At 72.6% G+C, this 20,895-nt stretch carries 18 protein-coding genes; 8 read left to right on the top strand and 10 right to left on the bottom strand.

What is annotated here, in order from left to right:
- Positions 1 to 33 precede the first annotated feature (33 nt).
- The 6 genes from ABD335_RS19955 to ABD335_RS19930 all read left to right on the top strand — a co-directional run bounded on the left by ABD335_RS19955 (position 34) and on the right by ABD335_RS19930 (position 6,558).
- Positions 34 to 906 (top strand): NsdA family TPR-like regulatory protein, encoded by an 873-nt coding sequence (locus tag ABD335_RS19955; protein WP_344325208.1) that lies wholly within the window; start codon positions 34 to 36, stop codon positions 904 to 906.
- Positions 907 to 942: 36 nt separating this feature from the next.
- The gene (locus ABD335_RS19950) at positions 943 to 1,431 is read left to right on the top strand and encodes a DUF3574 domain-containing protein (RefSeq protein ID WP_344325205.1); all 489 of its coding nucleotides are present in this window, start codon (positions 943 to 945) and stop codon (positions 1,429 to 1,431) included.
- Positions 1,432 to 1,627: 196 nt separating this feature from the next.
- Entirely contained in the window at positions 1,628 to 2,503 is an 876-nt protein-coding gene (locus ABD335_RS19945) for an SUKH-4 family immunity protein (RefSeq protein ID WP_344325202.1), read from the top strand.
- A gap of 7 nt (positions 2,504 to 2,510) precedes the next feature.
- The gene (locus tag ABD335_RS19940; RefSeq protein ID WP_344325199.1) at positions 2,511 to 4,268 is read left to right on the top strand and encodes a thioesterase domain-containing protein; all 1,758 of its coding nucleotides are present in this window, start codon (positions 2,511 to 2,513) and stop codon (positions 4,266 to 4,268) included.
- Between the two features lie 121 nt (positions 4,269 to 4,389).
- A complete protein-coding gene (locus ABD335_RS19935) occupies positions 4,390 to 5,970 on the top strand; it encodes a WXG100-like domain-containing protein (RefSeq protein WP_344325196.1) in 1,581 nt (526 codons plus the stop codon).
- A 24-nt stretch (positions 5,971 to 5,994) separates the two neighbouring features.
- Entirely contained in the window at positions 5,995 to 6,558 is a 564-nt protein-coding gene (locus tag ABD335_RS19930; RefSeq protein ID WP_344325194.1) for an SUKH-4 family immunity protein, read from the top strand.
- Between the two features lie 353 nt (positions 6,559 to 6,911).
- On the opposite strand, the gene ABD335_RS19925 is transcribed toward ABD335_RS19930, so the two are convergent.
- On the bottom strand, positions 6,912 to 7,409 hold the full coding sequence (locus tag ABD335_RS19925) for a hypothetical protein (protein ID WP_344325191.1): 498 nt from the start codon (positions 7,407 to 7,409) through the stop codon (positions 6,912 to 6,914).
- Between the two features lie 446 nt (positions 7,410 to 7,855).
- Between ABD335_RS19925 and ABD335_RS19920 the strand changes: the two genes are divergently transcribed.
- Positions 7,856 to 8,092: a GntR family transcriptional regulator gene (locus ABD335_RS19920; protein ID WP_344325188.1), complete on the top strand. Its 237-nt coding sequence runs from the start codon at positions 7,856 to 7,858 to the stop codon at positions 8,090 to 8,092.
- 117 nt (positions 8,093 to 8,209) lie between these two features.
- Here the strand turns inward: ABD335_RS19920 and ABD335_RS19915 are convergent, their stop codons facing one another.
- From ABD335_RS19915 to ABD335_RS19875, 9 genes are all read right to left on the bottom strand, one after another.
- Positions 8,210 to 9,166: an ABC transporter substrate-binding protein gene (locus tag ABD335_RS19915; protein ID WP_344325185.1), complete on the bottom strand. Its 957-nt coding sequence runs from the start codon at positions 9,164 to 9,166 to the stop codon at positions 8,210 to 8,212.
- An 85-nt stretch (positions 9,167 to 9,251) separates the two neighbouring features.
- Positions 9,252 to 11,336, bottom strand: coding sequence for an ABC transporter permease subunit (locus tag ABD335_RS19910; RefSeq protein ID WP_344325182.1), 2,085 nt, complete (start codon positions 11,334 to 11,336; stop codon positions 9,252 to 9,254).
- Positions 11,333 to 12,409 (bottom strand): quaternary amine ABC transporter ATP-binding protein, encoded by a 1,077-nt coding sequence (locus ABD335_RS19905; protein WP_344325179.1) that lies wholly within the window; start codon positions 12,407 to 12,409, stop codon positions 11,333 to 11,335. Before ABD335_RS19905 ends, ABD335_RS19910 begins: the two co-directional genes overlap by 4 nt.
- Positions 12,406 to 13,986 (bottom strand): GMC family oxidoreductase, encoded by a 1,581-nt coding sequence (locus ABD335_RS19900; RefSeq protein WP_344325176.1) that lies wholly within the window; start codon positions 13,984 to 13,986, stop codon positions 12,406 to 12,408. The genes ABD335_RS19905 and ABD335_RS19900 overlap by 4 nt, the downstream gene beginning before the upstream one ends.
- A 98-nt stretch (positions 13,987 to 14,084) precedes the next feature.
- Positions 14,085 to 15,587 carry an aldehyde dehydrogenase family protein gene (locus ABD335_RS19895; protein WP_344325173.1) on the bottom strand — a complete coding sequence of 501 codons (1,503 nt, stop codon included), beginning with the start codon at positions 15,585 to 15,587 and terminating at the stop codon, positions 14,085 to 14,087.
- 378 nt (positions 15,588 to 15,965) lie between these two features.
- The gene (locus ABD335_RS19890) at positions 15,966 to 16,955 is read right to left on the bottom strand and encodes a malate dehydrogenase (RefSeq protein ID WP_344325170.1); all 990 of its coding nucleotides are present in this window, start codon (positions 16,953 to 16,955) and stop codon (positions 15,966 to 15,968) included.
- Between the two features lie 227 nt (positions 16,956 to 17,182).
- Complete coding sequence (locus ABD335_RS19885) at positions 17,183 to 18,172, bottom strand: helix-turn-helix domain-containing protein (protein WP_344325168.1); 990 nt, start codon at positions 18,170 to 18,172, stop codon at positions 17,183 to 17,185.
- A gap of 206 nt (positions 18,173 to 18,378) precedes the next feature.
- Positions 18,379 to 18,828, bottom strand: coding sequence for a DUF3017 domain-containing protein (locus ABD335_RS19880; RefSeq protein ID WP_344325165.1), 450 nt, complete (start codon positions 18,826 to 18,828; stop codon positions 18,379 to 18,381).
- A complete protein-coding gene (locus ABD335_RS19875; RefSeq protein ID WP_344325162.1) occupies positions 18,818 to 19,687 on the bottom strand; it encodes a bifunctional methylenetetrahydrofolate dehydrogenase/methenyltetrahydrofolate cyclohydrolase in 870 nt (289 codons plus the stop codon). The genes ABD335_RS19880 and ABD335_RS19875 overlap by 11 nt, the downstream gene beginning before the upstream one ends.
- A gap of 410 nt (positions 19,688 to 20,097) precedes the next feature.
- On the opposite strand from ABD335_RS19875, the gene ABD335_RS19870 reads away from it, so the two are divergent.
- Positions 20,098 to 20,748: an RDD family protein gene (locus ABD335_RS19870; RefSeq protein ID WP_344325160.1), complete on the top strand. Its 651-nt coding sequence runs from the start codon at positions 20,098 to 20,100 to the stop codon at positions 20,746 to 20,748.
- The last annotated feature ends 147 nt before the right edge of the window (positions 20,749 to 20,895 follow it).

Here is a 20,895-nt window from a genome sequence, read left to right as displayed (position 1 = left end):
CCCCCACCGGCGCCTCCACCGGACGTACGCGCCGTGACGGCCGAGCTCCTCGCGCTCGACCGGACGCACGGCGCGCGCCGGGCGGCCCCCGAGGCGGTGCGCGCGGTCGAGGCGGTCGCGGGCCACCCCTGCCCGCCGTCCGCGTCCGGCCCGGACGGCGCGGCGCTCGCGGAGCTGTTCCAGGTCGCCGCGTGGATCCTGTTCGACGCCGAGCGGCACGGGCTGTCGCAGCGGCTCGGCCGGCGGGCGCTCGCCCTGTGCCGGGACCTCCCGGAGGAGGAACGCTCCCTCGAACTGCTGGTCCTGTCGGTGCTGAGCATGCAGCAGGCCCACCTCGGGCGCCCCGACGAGTCCCTGCGCATCTCCTCGTCCGTCCTGGCCAGGGGGGACCTGCCGGCGCGGGTGGCCGCCCTGTTCCACGTGCGCGAGGCCCGCGCACACGCCCAGCTCGGCAGGCGGCGGGACGCGCTGCGGTCCCTGGGCGCCGCCCGGGAGCTGTGCGCGGACGGGCCCTCGGCCCAGGACCCGCCCTGGGCCTGGTGGTTCGACCGCGCGGAGCTCGACGGCCACCACGGGCTCGTCCTGGCCGACCTGGGAGACGCGGACGGCGCGGCGTCCCTGCTGCACGCGGCGGTGGAGTCGGGCGACGGGCCCGCCTACCGCTCCCTGTTCGCCGCCGACCTGGCCCGCGTCCTCGTGCGCGCCGGCGCGTGGCGGGATGCGGACACCTGGCTGTCCGCCCTGGCCGAGACCGCCCCCCGCATGGGCTCCGTACGGGCCCTGAACTCCCTGGGACGGGCGCTCGGCACCGTCGAACGCGGCCGCCGCGTACCCCGCGGCCTGCGGGACACGGCCCGAGACCTCACCGGACTGCTCGGGCGGGAGATCCCGCCCCGCGACCGGTGACGAACACGCCCACCACCGAACCCCTGGGAGACCCCCATGACGTCACGGACATCCCGCCGCCTCCGTCTCGCCGCCGTCCTCACGGCCCTCGTCTGCGCGACGGGCGCGTCCACCGGCCGCACGACGATGCCCCAACAGCCGTACGACGGAACCGCCGCCCGTGCCGAGCCGTACGGCTCCCACTCCCCCCACACCCAACCGTACGTGCGGACGCAGCTCTTCTTCGGCACCGGCCGCCACAACGGCGAACCGCCGATCACCGAGGAACAGTTCATGGCCTTCCTGAAGGAGCACGTCACTCCGCGCTTCCCGTCCGGCCTCACCCTCCAGGAGGGGTACGGCCAGTGGCGCGACAGGACCGGCTCCATCAACGGCGAGCACTCCTACGAGCTCATCCTGCTCTACCCGAGAGAGGCGGCGAGGACCCACGACGCCGACATCGAGTACATTCGTGACAAGTACACGACAATGTACGGTCTGGAGTCCGTGGGCAGGGTGGACGAGGAGGTCCAGGCCGACTTCTGACCCCGCGCCCGGTGGCCGCCCCTCCGGGGGCGGCGACGGGAACCGCGGCACGAGCCGGTGCGGCCCGTCCGCCCCGGCCGCGGCGGTCCGCGTCCCGCTTCCCCGCGACATTCGCCGGGGAGCGACCGGCGCTCCCGTCGGCGGCGGACGTTAGGCTCGGTGGCCCGCCACTGACAACCAGCCCTGGGGAGAGCACGTGTCGGCGAGCGACCCGGTCAGCGAGCACTTCGGCGCCGATGGCATGCGCCGCTTCTCCTCCGCCGCGCTCTACGGCGCGGCGGTGCCCGACGAGGCCGCGCGGACGCTGGAGGAGACCGGCGTGCCCGTGGCGGTGGGCCCGTACTTCCGCGCCTCGGCCGTGAGCGAGGCCGTACGGCTCGGCGTGTACGCCTCCCATCACCGGCTGGACGCGCCGCCGCCGGAGCTGGAGGGCTGGGTCCGGCTGGGCGACGACCGGGGGGCGGAGCTGTGCGTCCGGCCGGACGGCGCCGTGCAGGCGGTGTTCCTCTCCGAGGTCGTGCCGGACATGTTCGTCAACGCGAGCGTGGAGTCGCTGAACCGCTCCCTGACCGCCCTCGATCACGCCCTGTCGCGCATCGCGGCGGCCGACGGCGTGCAGGGGGCCGCCGCGGTCTTCCGGGCCCTGAACGGCGAGCTGCGCGCGGTGGACCCGGCGGCCTTCGCCGAGCGGGAGAGCTGGTGGCCGAGGGTGCTGGACGACGTGCGCCACACCCTCAACTTCCCCTTCTCCGCGGCCTTCGAGTTCATCGCGGACAGCGGGCAGAAGGAGATCGTCACCGACCGGACGGGACCGGGCCGGCTCCACCCGGAGGAGCGGATCTGGCAGCGTCTGTCCTCCTCCGGCGTCACGCCCGAGCGCGTCACGCGCGTCTACTGCGAGCTGGAGCCGTGCGTGATGCCGGGTCACTACTGCGCGGTCCGGATGCGGGAGCTGTTCCCGCACGCGGAGTTCACCCACAGCTTCGACTACGGGCAGACGGCGGAATCGCGCGAGGAGGGCTTCAAACAGTTGCTCCTCCACGCCGCCGGGCAGGCGCGCGGGCAGGGGTGACGGGGCCGTGCCGGAGGGAACGGGCAGACGTCTGCGGCGTCCGGGCGCCGGCCGCGAACCGGCGGCCTCGGCCCTGCTGGGCTGGTTGGTCGACCCCCACGCCCCGAACCTGTGCGTGGTGACGGGACCGGCGGGGGCGGGGAAGTCCCATCTGCTGGCGTGGCTGGTCCAGTACGGCGGTACCCGTTCGGACGAGGGCGGCGACCGGCGCGTCCACGCGGTGGCGCCCCTGACCGGGGTGGGCGTGCGCGGCGCGGCGTGGTTGCTCGCCGACGATCTGCGGGTGGCGGCCAGGGCGCCGGGCGAGCTGGTCGAGGCGGTGGCGGCCGACACCCGGCGCACGGTGGCGATCGCCGCCGACCTCCACGCGGCGCACTCCCCCGAGGCGGTCGTCGAGCAGGTGCTGCTGCCGCTGCTGCGCGTCCCCCACGTCCGGCTGCTGGTGGAGTCCCGTACCGGCGAGCCGTGCACCGCCGCCCTGCTCGACGCCGCGTCCGACCCGGCCGTGCTGGACCTGGCGGAGGCGCGCTGGACGGACCGCGCCGGCTTCGCACGCTGGGTGGCGGGGCTGGGCACGGGGGTGAACGCGGAGGAGGCGTACCCCGCCCCCGGACGCGCGCTGGGCCGCCGCCCGGAGGTTCCGCGGGTGTTCCGGCCGCCCTCCCTCACCCCGTCCGCGATGGTCACCGCCGACCCGCACGCGGTCACCGCGTGGCTGGAGGACGCCGAACGGGACGGGGAGCACATCGGCGCGCTGGGCCGCGCCTGGTTGCGCGCCGGGCGGTCCCTCTGCCGCGACCAGCCCCCTTCCGCCCGCGCGCTCACCCTGCTCGCGGCGCTCGGCGACGGCGCGGCGGAGGGCGTGCGGGGCGAGCTGGCGTCCCTCGCCGAGCCCGAGCCGTGGCGGGTGGTCCGCTCCCTCACCCGGGACGACGACGGGCGGGGTTGGCCCGGTCCCGTCTCCGCCCTGGCCGCCGGGCGGGCCGGACACGACGGCGCGCTGCTCGTCGCCGACCACCTCGGCGAGGTCCGGGTGGTGGACGCGGACCGCTGGGACCCCCGCGGCAGGCTGGCCACGGGCGAGGTCGGCGCGGCCCGTGCGGTGCTCTGCCTGCCCGAGGGCACGGTGGTCGTGCTGGACGAGTGGGGGCGGGTGCGTCCGGCCGGGGAGATCGCGGAACCCGTCCCCGGCCTGCGTCTGAAGGTGCTCGTCGACCCGGACGCGGACCCGTGGAAGGCCCTGCGGGACGCGGTCCTCTCCCTTCCCGAGACCGTCGACGCCCCTCTCACCGCCGCGTGCTCGCTCCCCGACGGCGCCGTCTTCGGCGACGAGCGGGGCCGCGTCCACGTCCTCACCCGGGACACCGCCCGCTCCCGGCCGCTCTCCCGGAGCCTGCACCAAGGCCGTGTCACGGCGCTCGCGGCGCTCTCCCTCGGCCGGGGCGGGCCGACGCTGCTCTACTCGGGCGGCCTGGACGGACGCGTACGGGCGTGGGGGGCGGGGGCGGAGCCCCTGCGGGTGCCGGTCCGCGAACGGCCCGTCCCCGTCGTCGCGTTGGGCGCCGCGTCCGGTGCCCTGGTGGTGGCGTGGGCGGACGGACTGGTGGAGTACGAGTCCCTGGGCGGCGGCACGGTGGCGACCTTCCGTCCCGGTCCTCCGGTGCGGGCGGTGTGCTGCCACGGCGGGGACGGCGACGACCCTCGGCTGACGATCGGCATGGACGAGTCCGTCGTGACCCTCGCCCCGCGTTTCCCCGGCGATTGACGCATACGGGTATCGAGAACAACTCGCTTTCCCCCTAGGCTCGTTGGGGCAACCATGTGGGTCACCGCCCGCGTCCTCTCCGGTGGGCGGAGGCATGGTAGACGGGGGAAGGGGCGTCCGTATGGCCATCGAGCTTCCGGACGAAGTGCGGGAGGTCCTCGACTTCATCGGCATCGACTGGCCGGACATCAACGAGGACGAGCTGAGGGACACGGCGTCCGAGTACCGGGAGTTCGCCAAAGAGCTGCGCGACACGATCACCAAGGCCAACCGGGCGTGCAGCCACGTCACCGCCGGCAAGAGCAAGGGGCAGGCGGTCGACGCCTTCAGGCAGCGGTGGGGCACGGTCTCCGGCCAGGACATGAAGAAGCTGGCCGACGCCGTCGACGTGCTGGCCGGTGTCATGGACACCGGGGCCGACTACGTCGTCGCCTGCAAGCTGGCGATCATCGCGAACGTCACCACCACCATCGCCACGGCCACCGGCGGTGTCATCGGCGCCATCTTCACCGGAGGGCTCTCCGCCCTGCTCAGCGCCGCGGCGATCGCCGCGCTGAAGCAGCTGGTCAAGGAGGTGATCGACCTCCTCATCTCGCAGCTCGTCGAGCTGGCGACCGAGAAGATCGAGGGCAAGGTGATGGGCCTGCTGGAGGGGCTCTTCGACGGGGGGACCGGTTCCGGCGGGAAGGACGGGAACGGCAATCTCCTGCCCGAGGGGTCCGACGCCCTGGGACAGGAACTGTGGATCGAGTTCGCCGAGTTCGAGGACGCCATCGCCGAACTGGGCGAGGAGCACAAGAGGTTCACCGACAAGAAGAACGACTTCACCGGCAAGCGCCAGAAGCGCAGCATGGTCGGGAAGAAGGACGGCCGCTTCGCCAAGTTCGGTGCCGCCATCGACAAGGCCGAAGAGAAGATCGAGCTCTCGGCGCACAAGATGAGCAAGGAGCTGGAGAAGAACGTCGACGGCCTGGACACCACCAAGCGGTCCAACGACAAGAACGAGAAGGACACCAAGGAGAAGTTCGACAAGGAGCACTGCGACGGGGACGACGATGTCCCGATGTACCTTCTCAACGCCGATGGCACCGTCGTCAGGCTGCACCCCGACGGCACCAGCACTCCGGTCGGCGGCAACGATCAGTCCGGCATTCGGGAGATCATGACGGAGCCCGGCCAGAAGCCGGGTGAGGCGGGTCGGGTCTGGCGCCCCAGGGACAGGGAGAACCATCCCTTCGGGGTCAGCCCGAGCAAAGACACGAAGAGGGTGCAATCGGAACGGGTGGACCCGGGGAGTACCGACCTGTCCCGAGCGACCCAGATCGCCCGTTACCACAACCAGGACTGGGGCGGAGGAAACTACGCGGCCGGTCGCTATGTAAGCGACAGCGGAAAGGAAATCATTATAGTAGGAAACAGCGAAGGGCCGCACTCCGAGCGCACGATCGGCTACCCCTTGCTGAAGGCCGGAAAGCAGGACAACCTGACGGAGCTCTACACGGAGCGGCAGCCGTGCCAGGGCAGACCTTCGTGGTGCGACAAGTGGACGGCCAAACACTTCGGGGAGGACCTGCAGGTCACACACTCCCAAAAGTACGACAACAGTGAGTCCAGAAAGACCCGTGACACCGAGCACGCCGAATACCGGGAATGGCTCGAAAAGCAGCAGAAGAAGCACGGGGTCACGGGCGGATTCAAATAGCACACAACGCGCGACGGGAACAGGATGAGCAACGTGCGCTTCTCCCTCACTCACGAGGAAATCGTGTCGGTCTTCGGCGCCGAACAGGTCTCTCGCTCCGATCGGAACGAGGCCGAGGACCTCGGGCTCTCCGGGCCCACCTTGGAATTCCTGTGCACCGTTGGGCTGCCGCGCATGCCGAAGGCGGAAATCTCCGCTCCGCACGGAAAGGTCCGTCTGCGGGACCTGGAGAACGCGTCCCAGGAAAGCCACGGATACTCCGAGGAGATCCTGGAGTGGATTATCCTGGGAAACCTTCCCGGCTCCACCCTGGCTCTGGACCCGGTGACCGGGATCGTCCACGGGAGCTACGACGACTTCGAGACGCACATGCCCCTGCACTCCGACGTCTCGTCCCTGGCCTACACCGTCTACGCGGTGAAGAGAATCCTCCCCGAGGTCGCCGCGGCGGCCGACCAGGAAGAGCGCGACGAACTCGTCGACGGGCTGCAGCGGTTCATCGCCGAGCGCGACCCGCTTCCCTTCGCCGACGAGGACAGCGAGTGGAACGGCGCCTTCGACGAGATCGCCATGGGCATGTGGACCTGACCCGGCCCCCCGTCCCGCCCTCCCCCGCAAGGAGGTCGCGCGGCCGGCAGAGGACGCCGCCCGCCTCGGGCGGCTTCCCCGGAGCGACGCGGACCGGTTGGTCCGCCCCGAACACCTCCTCCCACACCGGTCGGAGTCGGCCGGACCGGCGTCCCCGACCATCGACGCGAACCGCATCAGCCCGTGGTCACCGGTCCTCGGTGGCGAACGGAGTGCCGTTCGCCACCGAGGACCGAGGGCTCAGCCCCGGTGGGCGGCGTGGAGGAGCAGGACCATCGCGACGGTGGAGACGGTGACCAGCAGGGTGGTCCAGGTGCACGACTCCAGGCGCCCGCGACGCCGCTCGTGGGACATCACTCCGTCTCCCCTCCCTTCCACGCCGGGCAGCCGACCAGCGGTGTCCGGTCGGCCCGGTCGACGATGCGGTGGGTGTGCACGGCGACGGTGGCCGTCTCGTACCGCCAACCGCCGGGGGCGTCGGCCAGTGCCCTGACGTGGGCCGGATCGTGGTAGGCCAACGGCGACAGACAACCGCGCATCCCGCGCAGCAGCGCGGGCACGTCCTGCCCGATCAGCACCCCGTACGCCACCCTCGACACCGGGTGCCGCGCGTCGCGGCGGACGGACCAGCACAGCCGGTACCAGCCCTCGTCGTCGGGCTCCTCCGGCGACCCGGCTCGCGTCGGAGCCGTCGGGGCCACGGCATGGCAGGCGCAGCCGCAGATCAGGTGACGGACGCCGGGGACGCCGCTGTCGCGCGGCGCGTGGTCGGCGCAGTCGCCGTGCAGCCCGATCACGCAGGGCGGAGAGACGAACTCCGGTTCACCCACCCGCACCCCCGCCCCGATCATCGGGTACTCCCGAAGGTCACCTTCCAGCCGGGCCGGAGGGTGTGCGGGGTGTAGACGTAGCCGGGGTGTGGACCGCGCGGGCGGATGTCGCGGGTGTCCGGGTCCGGCCCCGTCGTCGCCGACAACGGCACCCGCCTGCGCCGCCGTTGTGCGGTGTGCTCGTGCCTCGTGCACACCGGGGGCTTCCGGTGCCTCCCGGTGGCCGGAAGCGCTCGGGACAGCAGCAGGACAAGGGCAGGACCATACGCCCGGTCCAGGACACGCGCGATAAGGTCTCGCACGTCATCAACTCCCTCGAAGTTGGTGGCCATGCCCCCGGGCCGGTCGCAGCGGTCGCGGGGGTTCTCTGCGTGACCGAGCCTAGAAGACCTGTATACCCCTGTCTACTCATAGCTATAGCTAACAGCTTCTATGTCCAGGTGTGTGCCGATACATACCCTCGGCGGGTGACCGAGTTCGAGTTCGACCCGACCCGGCCGAAGTGGGAGCAGATCGCCGACGTGGTCCGGGGACGCATCCACAGCGGCGAGTACCCACCCCGTCACCTGATCTCCGAAGTGCGACTCGAAGCGGAATTCGGGGTCGCACGGGTCACGGTCAGGAAGGCGACGGCGGCCCTGCGCGAGGAGGGCCTGATCGTCACAAGGCCGGGCATGGGCTCGTTCGTCGCCGGCGGGGAGTGAGGGAGACGGGCGAAGGAGCGGGGAAGTCGGCGGGCACGCCCCCGGAGAACACGGCGGGCCCGGAACGCGTGCGCGTTCCGGGCCCGTGGCCGTGTGACCGGGCCGGTCGTCGGCCGGTCAGTTCCTCGGGAGCCACTTCTCCCAGGTGTCCCTGTTCTCCTTCACCCACTTCTCCGCCGCCCGCTCCGACGACATGCCGTCGCCGGCGATCCACTTGGCGACCTGGTTCTGCTGCTCGGTCGACCAGCGGAAGTTCTTGATGAACTCCGCGGCCTCGCCGCCCTTCTCCGCGAAGCCGGCGTTGAGGTACTTCTGCAGCGGGGTGTCGGGGTAGGCGCAGGCGACCTTCTCCGGGTCGGCGTCGCAGCCCTCGGTGTACTCGGGCAGTTCGACCTCGACCATCTCGACCTCGGCGTTCAGCCACTGCGGCGTCCACCAGTACGTCAGGAACGGCTCCTTGTTCTCGACGTACTTCCTGATCTGGGTGATCTGGGCGGCCTCGCTGCCCGCGTAGACGGTCTTCAGGTTCAGGTCGAGGTTCTTGATGATCGCGTCGTCGTGGGTGGTGTACGACGGCGAGCCTTCCAGGATCTGACCCTTGCCGTTGCTCTCGGTGGTCTTCAGCTCGTCGGCGTACTTGTTGAGGTTCTTCCAGTGGGTGACGTCGGGGTGTTCGTCGGCGAAGTACTTCGGCACGAACCAGCCGATGTGGCCGACCACCCCGAGGTCGCCGCCCGGGACGACGGCCTTCTTCTCCTCGACGTAGAGCTCCTCCTTCTCGGGGACGCCGCCCCAGTCCTCCAGGATGACGTCCGCCTTGCCGCTGCCGAGGGCGTCCCAGGCGACCGGCTCGTCCATCTGGACGACCTTGACCCTGGTGTCGAGTTCCTCCTCCAGGAGGTGCTTGGCGACGGCGGCGTTCGCCTCGGCTCCGACCCAGGAGGGGACGGCGATGGTGACGATGCCGTCGCTCGCGGAGATGTTGGTGTCGGCGGCTCCGCAGCCACCGAGCACCGCCATGCCGAAGGCGCTCGCCCCGGCGACCAGGGTGGTCCGAATCCGTCTGTTGTTCATGCTGGCGTGTCCTTGTGTGCTGTCGGCGCTGTCGGTCGCGGTGTCGGTTCCGGTGTCGGTTCCGGCCGGGGCCGGACGGGGACCGTCACCGGCCGCCGGGCTTCCGTGCCGTCGCGGGCTGGGTGATCCGGTCCAGGACCACGCCGAGGCAGACGATCGCCGCACCGGCGGTGAGGCCGACGCCGAGTTCGCTCTTCTGCAGGCCGTAGACGACGTCGTAGCCGAGCGCGCCGCCGCCCACCAGTCCGCCGATGACGACGATGGCGAGGACGAGGACGACGCCCTGGTTGACGGCCAGCAGCAGGGCGGGCCGGGCCAGCGGGAGCTGGACCTGCCAGAGCTGCTGGAGCGGGGAGGCGCCCATGGAGCGGGCCGCCTCCAGGGCTCCCGGGTCGATCTGCCGGACGCCCTGGACGGTGATGCGGATGACGGCGGGCAGCGCGTAGACGACCGCCGCGATGATGGCCGCGGTGCGGCTGGCGTTGAACAGCGCCACGACCGGGATCAGGTAGATGAACTGCGGCATCGTCTGCATCACGTCGAGCACCGGGCGGATCGCCCGGTCCACCCAGGCCACGCGGGCGGCCACGACGCCGATGGCGAAGCCCAGCAGCAGGGTGACCACCAGCGCGGCGAGCACCTGGGAGAGGGTGTTGAGCGAGCTGGGCCACAGTCCCATCGCGCCGATCGCCGCGAGGGCGGCGGTGACGGTCAGGGCGGTGCGCCAGGTGCCGACCAGCAGGGCGAGGGCGGCGACGACCAGGAGCAGCAGCCACCAGGGGGTGCCCTGGAGGCCGGCGCGCAGCGGGTTGAGGACCCAGTTGGCGAAGTTCTCGGACCAGATGAGGGTGCCGCCGACGACGGGGATGCCCGAGCCGAGGTTCTCGGTGACCCAGGTGACGGCGGTGTTGACCGGGGTGGAGACGGAGACCGTCCAGCTTCCCGGCCAGTCCCTGCCGACGACGGGGCCCGCGGCCACGGCGGCGGCCACCACGGCGAGGGAGCCGAGCCGGGTGGACCAGGCGCGCAGCGGGCTCACGGGGACGGACGAGGAGGTGTCGTCCAGCCGCGCGCCGGCGGCGGCGGTCGTGCGGTCCAGCCAGATCGCGAGCAGCACGATGGCGATGCCGGGGCCGAGCGCCTGGCCCACGTCCACCCGGGACAGGGCCGTGAAGACCTCGTCGCCCAGACCGCCCGCGCCGATCACCGAGGCGAGGACGACCATCGACAGGCACATCATGATGGTCTGGTTCAGGCCGAGCAGCATCTGCCGGCGGGCCAGCGGCAGCCGGGCCGTCCACAGCCGCTGCCAGGGGTTCGCGCCCAGGGAGGTGGCCGCCTCCAGCGCGGCCGGGTCGGCTTCGCGCAGGCCGAGCGAGGTGAGCCGGGCCATGGGCGGGGCCGCGTAGATGACGGTGGCGATCAGGGCCGAGGGCGTGCCGATGCCGAAGAGGAGGACGAACGGCAGCAGGTAGGCGAAGGCCGGCATCACCTGCATGGTGTCGAACACCGGGCGCAGCAGCTTCTCGCAGCGGTCGGAGAGCCCGGCGGCCAGGCCGAGCAGGACGCCCAGGACGGCGGAGGCGGCGACCGCGACGACCATCAGCGCCAGGGTCTCCATGGCGGGCTCCCACAGCCCCAGCAGCCCGATCACCGCGAAGGTGGCCAGGGCGGTGGCGGCGGTGCGCAGGGCCCGGCGGCCGAGGTTCGCGCCGCCCGCGTACCAGGCGACGACCACGGCGGCGGCGGTCACGCCCACCCAGCCGAGTCCGTCGAGGAAGGCGAACACGCCGTCGACGGCGTACTGGGTGTTGTTGCTGATGTGGAGCAGGAAGTAGAGGAACAGCCAGTGGGAGTCGCGGTTGTCGACGATCCAGGCGTCCAGTCGCTCCAGCGGGGCCCGCACGTCGTACGTCAGGGCGGCGGGCCAGCTTCCGCTGCCCCACAGGGAGGCGGCCACGGGGACCGCCACGATCGCGACGGCGGCGAGGGCGAGGAGTTTCCATCCGGTGGTCCGGCCGCCGACGCGGCCGGCGAGGCGGCGCAGGGCGCCCGGGGGCGCCGGGGGTTTCTTCCGCCGGCCCGCCTCGGCGGGCGCGGTCTGTTGCTCCGTCTGTTGCTTCGTCTGTTGCTTCGTGGCCGTGGAGGGGGTCGGAGCGAGAGCCGTCATACGGCCACCACCTCCCGGCCGTTGGTATCGGATCCCCCGGTATCGGGATCCACCCCCGCGACGACGGCCAGCAGCCGGGCGTGGTCGACGACGCCGAGGACGCGTCCGTTCGCCGTGACGCGGGCGTGCTCGCCGCTGCGGGCCACGGCCTCGATGGCGTCGGCGACGACCGTGTCGGGGGCGAGGGCGACCCCGGCGTCGGCCTCGTCGGCCAGCGCCGGGCGCATGGCGCGGCGGACGGAGACGACCTGTTCGCGCGGCACGTCGCGGACGAAGTCGCGGACGTAGTCGTCGGCCGGTTCGGCGACGATCTCCTCGGGGGTGCCGAGCTGGACGATCTCGCCGTCGCGCATCAGCGCGATGCGGTCGCCGACGCGCAGCGCCTCGGTCAGGTCGTGGGTGATGAAGACCATCGTGCGGCCCTCCTCGCGGTGGAGGCGGATGACCTCCTCCTGCATGTCGCGGCGGATCAGCGGGTCCAGGGCGCTGAACGGCTCGTCGAACAGCAGCACCTCGGGGTCGACGGCCAGGGCGCGGGCCAGGCCGACGCGCTGCTGCTGACCGCCGGAGAGCTGACCGGGGCGGCGGTCGCCGAGTCCGGCGAGCCCGACCTTCTCGATCACCTCGGCGGCGCGGGCGCGGCGCTCGGCCCTCCCCACGCCCTGGATCTCCAGCCCGTAGGCGACGTTGTCGAGCACGGTGCGGTGGGGCAGCAGCCCGAAGTGCTGGAAGACCATGGCGGCGCGGCGGCGGCGCAGTTCGCGCAGCCTGCCCTTGTCCATGGCGAGGACGTCCTCGCCGTCGATGTGGAGGGTGCCGCTGGTGGGCTCGATCAGCCGGGTCAGGCAGCGCACGAGGGTGGACTTGCCGGAGCCGGACAGGCCCATGACGACGAACACCTCGCCCCGGGCGACGTCGAAGGAGACGTCGCGGACGGCGGCGGTGCAGCCGGTCCGCTCGCGCACCTCGGCGGCGGACAGGCCGGTCAGGGACTCGTCGTCGGGGACGCGGTGGGCCTTGGGCCCGAAGACCTTCCACAGGTTGCGGACGGAGAACACCTGATCGGTGGTCACGCGGCACCTCCAGGGGCCGTGATGGGGGCGGACGGTTCGTCGTCGCGGAGCAGGTCGGCGGCCTTCTCGCCGACCATGAGCACGCCGATCATGGGATTGACGGCGGGGATGGTGGGGAAGACCGACGCGTCGGCGACGCGGACGCCGTCCAGCCCTCGGACGCGCAACGCCGGGTCCACGACGGCCAGTTCGTCGTCGACCGCGCCCATCCGGCAGGTGCCGGCGGGGTGGTAGACGGTGTGCGCGGCCTTGCGGGCGTACTCGCTCAGCTCCTCGTCGGAGGTGACGTCCGGTCCGGGGCAGACCTCGCGCTTGAGCCAGGAGTTCAGCGGCGCGGTCTCGGCGATCCGCCGGGCGATGCGGATGCCGTCGACGAGGGTGCGGGCGTCGTAGTCCTCCTCGTCGGTGAAGTACCGGAAGTCCAGGGCCGGCTTGACGGACGGGTCGGCGCTGGTGAGGTAGAGCCGGCCGCGGCTGCGCGGCTTGGGGATGTTGGGGGTCATCGACACGCCGTGGGGCGGCTTCTCGTAGCCCAGCCGCTCGGGGTTGTCGGTGAAGGGGATCTGGTAGAAGTGGAACATCAGGTCCGGACCGGGCGAGTTCGGGTCCCGGCGGACGAACAGGCCCGCGTCGGAGTCCATCGCCGAGTTGTCGGGGATCGGCCCGTGGGTCTCCCAGACGATGACCGACTCGGGGTGGTCGAGCAGGTTCTCGCCGACGCCCGGCAGGTCGTGGACGACGGGGATGCCCAGGCGCCGGAGGTCGTCGGCCGGTCCGACGCCGGAGAGCAGCAGCAGTCGGGGGGTGTCCACGGCGCCCGCGCACAGGACCACCTCGCGGGCGGCGCGCACCAGCTTCTCCTCGCCGTCCTTGGTGCGGACGTGGACGCCGGTGACGCGCTTGCCGTCGTCGCCGCCGAACTCCAGGCGGTACGCCCAGGTCTCCAGCCACAGGTGGAGGTTGGGGCGGTCGCCGGCCTCCATGTGGGGGTGGAGGTAGGCGACGGAGGCGGAGGAGCGCTTGTTGGTCTCCGGGTGGTAGGCGAGGTCGAAGAAGCCGACGCCCTCGTGGAACGGCGCGCGGTTGAAGCCCTCCACGCGCGGCACGCCGAGCGCGGCCCGGGCGGCGTCGACGAAGTCGCGGGCGATGGCGTTCCGGTCCTTCTCGTCGACGGGGACGATGTTGTTGCGCAGCCGGTGGTAGTAGGGCTCCATCGCGATGGCGTTCCAGCCCTTCGCGCCGGCGGCCTCCCACTCCTCCCAGTCCGACGGCAGCGGCTTGAAGGAGATCAGGGTGTTGTGCGAGGAGCAGCCGCCGAGCACGCGGGCGCGGCTGTGCCGGATGTGGGAGTTGCCGCGCGGCTGCTCGGTGGTGGGGTAGTCGTAGTCGAGGTCGCCGCCGAGCAGGCCGAGCCAGCGGCGCAGGGTCAGCACGTCTTCCCGGTCGATGTCGGAGGGGCCGCCCTCGATGACGGCGACGGTGGTGTCGGGGTCCTCGACGAGTCGGGAGGCGATCACCGATCCGGCCGTGCCGCCGCCGATGACGACGTAGTCGTAGGTGTGGGCATCGCTGGGCATGGAGTGTTGCTCCTGTAGGGAATTGCGGGCGAGCGGTGGGGCTTTCCGGGGTCCGCGCCCCGGTGCGTCGGGGGGTGGGGGCCGGGACGCGGGCGCGTTCAGCCGGCGAACCAGCGGACCGGCGCGGGCCGCAGGTTCTCGTAGACGTGCTTGGTCTCGCGGTACTCGTCGAGGCCCGTGGGACCGAGCTCCCGGCCGACGCCGGACTTGCCGAAGCCGCCCCATTCCGCCTGGGGGAGGTACGGGTGGTAGTCGTTGATCCACACGGTGCCGTGGCGGAGCCGGGCGGCCACGCGGCGGGCGCGGGCGGTGTCGCCGGAGAAGACGGCGCCCGCCAGCCCGTACTCGGTGTCGTTGGCCAGGGCCACGGCCTCGTCCTCGGTGCGGAAGGTCTCCACGGTCAGGATCGGGCCGAAGGTCTCCTCGCGGACCACCCGCATCTCGCGGGTGCAGCGGTCGAGCACGGTGGGCTCGTAGAAGTAGCCGGTGGCCGGACGCGTCTCGGAGGGCTCGGGCCGCTTTCCGCCGCAGCGCAGCACCGCGCCCTCGGCGAGCGCGGACGCGACGTACGCCTCGGTCTTGTCGAGCTGCTGCTGGGAGACGAGCGGGCCGCACTCGACGCCGGGCTCGGTGCCGCGGCCCAGCCGGATGAGGCGGGCGCGGCGGGCCAGTTCGGTGACGAAGCGGTCGTGGACGGACTCCTCCAGGATGAGGCGGCTGCCCGCCGAGCAGACCTGGCCGCTGTGGATGAACGCGGCGTTGAGGGCCTGGTCGACGGCGGTGTCGAAGCCCTCGTCCGTGGCGCAGGCGTCGGCGAAGACGACGTTGGGGTTCTTGCCGCCCAGTTCCAGGGCGACCTTCTTGACGGTGGCCGCCGCGGCGGCGGCGACCTTGGTGCCGCTGACCAGGCCGCCGGTGAAGGAGACGAGGTCCACGCCGGGGTGGGTGGACATCCGGGCGCCGACCGGGTCGCCGGGGCCGGTGACGAGGTTGGCCACGCCCGCCGGGAGCCCCGCCTCGGCCAGCAGCCGCACGAGGTGGACCGTGGAGAGCGGGGTGACCTCGCTGGGCTTGACGACGAAGGTGTTGCCCGCGGCGAGCGCCGGGGCGATCTTCCAACTCGCCTGGAGCAGGGGGTAGTTCCAGGGGGTGATCAGGGCGCAGACCCCGACCGGCTCGTGGACGACGACGCTGTGGACGTCCGCGCTGCCCGCGTCGACCACGCGCCCGCCGGAGGTGTTCACCGCCAGGTCGGCGAAGTAGCGGAAGGCCGCCGTGACGTCGTCGACGTCGACGCGGCCCTCCTCCAGGGTCTTGCCGGTGTCGCGGGACTCGGTGAGCGCGATCTCCTCGCGGTCCCGCTGGAGGAGGTCGGCGACGCGGCGCAGCAGCGCCGCCCGCTCGGCGGTGGGGGTGCGGGGCCAGTCGCCGGTGTCGAAGGCGCGGCGGGCGGCTTCGACCGCGGCGTCGGTGTCCTCGGCGCCGCCCTCGGAGACGACCGCGAGCACCGTGGCGTCGGCGGGGTCGAGGACCTCTCGGGTGGCGCCGGACGCGGCCGGGCGCCATCGGCCGTCGATGTACAGGGTCTCGGATGCCGACACGTTCCGTACTGCCTTCCTCGCGGGTTGCCACAACCGTCCGGCCGGAGCCGAACGAGAGCGAGGCCTGCCCCCATGGCCGAAATTCATGCCTGAAATCCCAAGAGAAGTGGGACTCCTCACAAACGAAAAGGCGACTCAACCGGGACGTATACGAAGGAATTAAATGCAATGTCCTGTAATGAAGCGCCAAATCGGGCAGTGCGCGGCGCGACGGCCCGTGTGCGGCGCGTGGCCGCCGGAGGAACGGAGAAGGCCCCCGGCGGGAAGCCGGGGGCCTTCGTGATCGGGCGGACCGTGTGCGCCGGACGGGCCCGGTCGGAGCCCGTCGAGCCCGATCGGACCCTGACTGGTTTCGGTCGGATTTCGGTCGGATTTCGGTCAGATGAGGCCGAGACCGCGGACGGCCTCGCGCTCCTCCTCCAGCTCCTTCACCGAGGCGTCGATGCGGGTCCGGGAGAACTCGTTGATCTCCAGCCCCTGGACGATCTCGTACCCGCCGTCCCGGCAGACGACCGGGAAGGAGGAGATCAGGCCCTCCGGGACGCCGTAGGAGCCGTCGGAGGGAACGGCCATGGAGGTCCAGTCGCCCTCCGGGGTGCCGTTGACCCAGGTGTGGACGTGGTCGATGGCGGCGTTGGCGGCGGAGGCGGCCGAGGAGGCGCCGCGGGCCTCGATGATGGCGGCGCCGCGCTTGGCGACGGTCGGAATGAACTCCTCCGCCAGCCACTTCTCGTCGTTGACGGTCTCGGCGGCGTTCTTGCCGGCGATCTCGGCGTGGAAGATGTCCGGGTACTGGGTCGCGGAGTGGTTGCCCCAGATCGTCAGCTTGCGGATCTCGTCCACCGGGGCGCCGGTCTTCTTCGCGAGCTGCGACAGCGCCCGGTTGTGGTCCAGGCGGGTCATCGCGGTGAACCGCTCGGCCGGTACGTCGGGGGCGGCGGCCTGGGCGATCAGGGCGTTGGTGTTGGCCGGGTTGCCGACGACCAGGACCTTGACGTCGTCCGCGGCGTGGTCGTTGATGGCCTTGCCCTGCGGCTTGAAGATGCCGCCGTTGGCCTCCAGCAGGTCGCCGCGCTCCATGCCCTTGGTGCGGGGACGGGCACCGACGAGCAGGGCGACGTTGGCGCCGTCGAACGCCTTGTTCGGGTCGTCGGTGATCTCGATGCCCTTCAGCAGCGGGAAGGCGCAGTCGTCCAGCTCCATGGCGGTGCCCTCGGCGGCCTTCAGCCCCTGCGGGATCTCCAGGAGGCGCAGCGCGACCGGCACGTCCGCGCCGAGGAGCTGACCGGAGGCGATGCGGAACAGCAGCGCGTAGCCGATCTGGCCGGCGGCGCCGGTGACGGTGACATTGACGGGAGTGCGGGTCATGGCGGTCTCCGTAGTACCTGACAGTGGCGGCTGGGTCTCCAACGTATCTCTACATCAAGAGACCTGGCGTCAGGCTATCCGACATCCCCGGCACGGGAGCAGCCGCCCGCTTCAGGAGGAGACGCGGGCGGCTGCCAGGGGGCAATGCCGCACCCGTGGGGGGTGTGGGACTCGCCTGCCCCGAATCGCCGTATTCATGCCGGTGGTCGTCGGCCGTGTTCGGACCGTCACCGCGAACCGGTGGTGCACCCCTCCGCGCCGGCCGCGGTCGTCACGCAGGCCGACGGGGCCTGGGGGCTCGCGGCGCCGACCATCGGGGTGAACGCCTCGCCCGAGGCGCCCACCTCGTCGCGCTGCGTCGCCCCCGCCGCGGTGATCCGCACCGTGTCGCCGGTCTCGGCGCCGGTGACGCGGGCCCAGGCCGCCCGGCACACCTCGCTGTAGCGGACCTCCACGTACGCCTCGCCCACCACGGCCTCCGCGACGGTGGTGACGTTCTGGCCGCCGCAGCCCATGGTCTCCGGGTCCTGCCCGGTGCAGTCGTCGCCGCGGCACTTCACGCCGGCGGGCGGCTTCGGCTTCTTCTCCGCGGTGGGCGAGGCCGTCGGCGTGGCGACCGGGTACTCCCCGTCCTCGCGCAGGGAGAGGACGAACGCGCCCGCGGCCACCAGCACCAGCGCGCTGACGGCGCCCGCGACGAGCATCGCCACCGGACGGCGCCGCTCGGCCGGCGGCGGGGCGGACGGACGGTCCGCGGCAGGAGCGGCGGGCGCGGCGGGTCGGGCGGGCGCGGCGGTGCGGGCGGGCGCGGCGGTGCGGACGTCCCGCGGCAGGAGCAGCTCCGTGGTCCGCTCCACGGCCTCCTCGGGCGACGTCTCCCCCTCGCCGAGGGCGGCGCGCGCCTGGGCGATCCGGATGGCCTCCATGGTCTCGTCGTGCCGCATCTCGGCACGGCTCCAGGCCCGTTCGGCCAGCTCCCACAGCGTGCCCAGGTGCCGTACGTCGATGCCGGTCACCTCGGCGAACGCCTTGATGGCGCCGCGCGGAGGCAGCAGCCGGCCGTTGAGGTACCGCTCCCACGACGTCTTGCTGTACCCGGTGCGGTCGGCGATCGCGACCACGCTCAGTCCGGAACGGTCGACCAGCCGCCGGAGCCGGCCGGTGAACTCGCGGATCTGCGGGTCCATCTCCTCCGGCAACGCCTTCCACCGAGGCATCGGTCTCCCCCTCGTGCGCCCGTGCTTGCCCGTTCGGCCCCGTGCCTCGCCGCCCCGGTCCGCACGCCGACCGTGCCCACGGGGACGTGGGAAGCCGGGGCGACAGTTCCCGGCCGGGGCGCACGGGAGCGAATCCGGGACATTGTCCCACCATATGAGAGCGGCCCGGTCCTCCTCGAAGGAGGGCCGGGCCGCGGTCGGTGCCGCTAGCGGATCGTGAAGTGGACGACGTCCTCCAGGAAGGGGATCTCCAGCACGGGGTCGGGCTGCGCCATCAGCGCCAGCAGCACGATCGCGGTGCCCAGCACGCCGTACGTCGCCACGTCCGTGAAGCGGGAACGCACCGCCAGCATCCCCACCGACGGCACCGTCCAGCGGAGCACGGCGCCGGCGAGCAGGGACGCGCCGATGAGCAGGACGCCCGCGCGGAAGTTGCCGAGCGTCACCAGCAGGCCGACGGCCGCCCCGGCCAGCACGCACAGGATCGGCCACTGCCGCGCCGGGGCGGGAGCGTCCCCGGGGGCCGCCCGCCCGCCGCCCTCGGGACGGGCGGTGTCCCGGGTGAACGTGGGGAACCGCCGCGACGCCCGCCGCGGGGTCTCCTCCGGTCCCCCGGCGCTCCCGCTCGCCCCCGTCCTCCCGGCGTCAGCCGACACTGCCCGCCTCCGCGGCGCGCTCGGCGGCCTGGACGACGTTCGCCAGCAGCATCGCCCGCGTCATCGGGCCGACACCGCCCGGGTTCGGGGAGAGCCACCCGGCGACCTCCGCGACGTCCGGGTGCACGTCGCCGACGATCCTCCCGGTCGCGTCCCGGCTGACGCCCACGTCCAGCACGGCCGCCCCCGGCTTGACGTGCTCGGGCAGGACCAGGTGCGGCGACCCGGCCGCCGCCACCACGATGTCCGCCTCGCGCAGCTTCGCGCCCAGGTCGCGGGTGCCGGTGTGGCACAGGGTCACCGTCGCGTTCTCGGTGCGGCGGGTCAGCAGCAGGCCGATGGAGCGGCCGACGGTGATCCCGCGGCCGACGACGGCCACGTTCGCGCCGTTGATCTCCACGTCGTGGCGGCGGAGCAGCTCGATGATGCCGTTCGGGGTGCACGGCAGCGGCGCCGGCTCGTTCAGCACCAGGCGGCCGAGGTTCATCGGGTGGAGTCCGTCGGCGTCCTTGGCCGGGTCCATCAGCTCCAGGACGCGGTTGGTGTCCACGCCGCGCGGCAGCGGGAGCTGCACGATGTAGCCGGTGCACGCCGGGTCGTCGTTGAGCTCGCGGACGACCGCCTCGATGTCCTCCTGGCTCGCGGTGCCGGGCAGCTCGCGCTGGATGGAGGCGATGCCGACCTCGGCGCAGTCGCGGTGCTTGCCCGCCACGTACTTCTGGCTGCCGACGTCGTCCCCGACCAGCAGGGTGCCCAGGCCGGGCTGGACGCCGCGGGCCTTGAGGGCCTCGACACGGGCGGCGAGTTCGGACTTGATCGCGGCTGCGGTGGCCTTGCCATCGAGAATCTGGGCGGTCATGGCCCCCATCCTCCCGGATGCGGGCGCCTGGGCTCCAATCGCCCTCCGGTCGCCCTCCGATCGCCCCCGGCCGCTCCGCACGCCGGCCGGACGCGCGCGCACGGGACGTGAGCGGGGCGTCGCCGGCGCCGACCGGCCGGCGCGGGCTTCGGCCGTGTCCTGGGTACGTTGCGGATTCGCCACAGTCTCCCATCGTGTCTGGACAGCATCATCCGCGCTCACCAGCATGGACGCCGGCGCCGCGCCCGCCGGGAGGCCGACGGCACGGCGTACGGGGGGCACGTCCACACACGATCCGATCCCTCGCGCGGCAGGTTCGCGGAGGCGGTGCGGCGTTCCCTCCGCACGTCCTCCGGGACGCCACCTCGGCCCGAACCGTCCCCGTTCCACCCGCTCGGAGGGAACCACTCGTGAGCTACCCACCGCCGCCCGGCGGCCAGCCGCCGAACCCCTACGGCCAGCAACCGCCGCAGCCCGGATACGGGTACCCCCAGCAGGGCGTGCCGCCGCAGGCCGGGTACGGACACCCGCAGCAGGGCGCGTACCCGCAGTACCCGCAGCAGCCCTACGGCGGCGGCATGCCGCCGTACGCGAGCTGGGGCGCACGGCTCGGCGCCACGCTGCTGGACGGCCTGATGGTCAACCTGCTCCCGATGATCCTGGTCGTGGCCGGCTACGCGCAGATCATCGGCGCCGCCGTCGACGCGGTCGAGAGCTGCCCGGTCGGCGACACGGCCTGCGCGGAGGTCTCCGTCCAGGTGCCCGGCAGCGCCTGGGCGCTGATCACCGTCGGCGCCCTGCTGTCCCTGGCCGGCTTCCTGTGGCTGACCTACAAGGAGGGCAGCACCGGACAGACGCCCGGCAAGAAGGCCCTGAAGATCAGCGTGCTGCGGGAGGCCGACGGCCGGCCGCTCGGTTTCGGCATGGCCTTCGTACGGCGGCTGGCGCACACCCTGGACGGCATGGCCTGCTACATCGGCTACCTGTGGCCGCTGTGGGACGCCAAGAAGCAGACCTTCGCCGACAAGGTCATGAGCACCGTCGTCGTCAAGCAGCAGTAGCGGAGCGGGGCGACGTCCGGTTCCTCCTCTTCCGCTCCTCCCCGGATCCGTCCGGTCGTCCGCGTCGGACAGGGATGGTCCGGCCGGTACGGGGCACTGGGTCATGAGGAGCGGCGCGGCCCGCGGGACGGGTACCGCGCCCGGCGA

Origin of the sequence: Streptomyces macrosporus, from assembly GCF_039533145.1 — a bacterium.
GTDB classification, from domain to species: Bacteria; Actinomycetota; Actinomycetes; order Streptomycetales; family Streptomycetaceae; genus Streptomyces; species Streptomyces macrosporus.
This window is presented reverse-complemented; position numbering and strand designations above follow the sequence as displayed.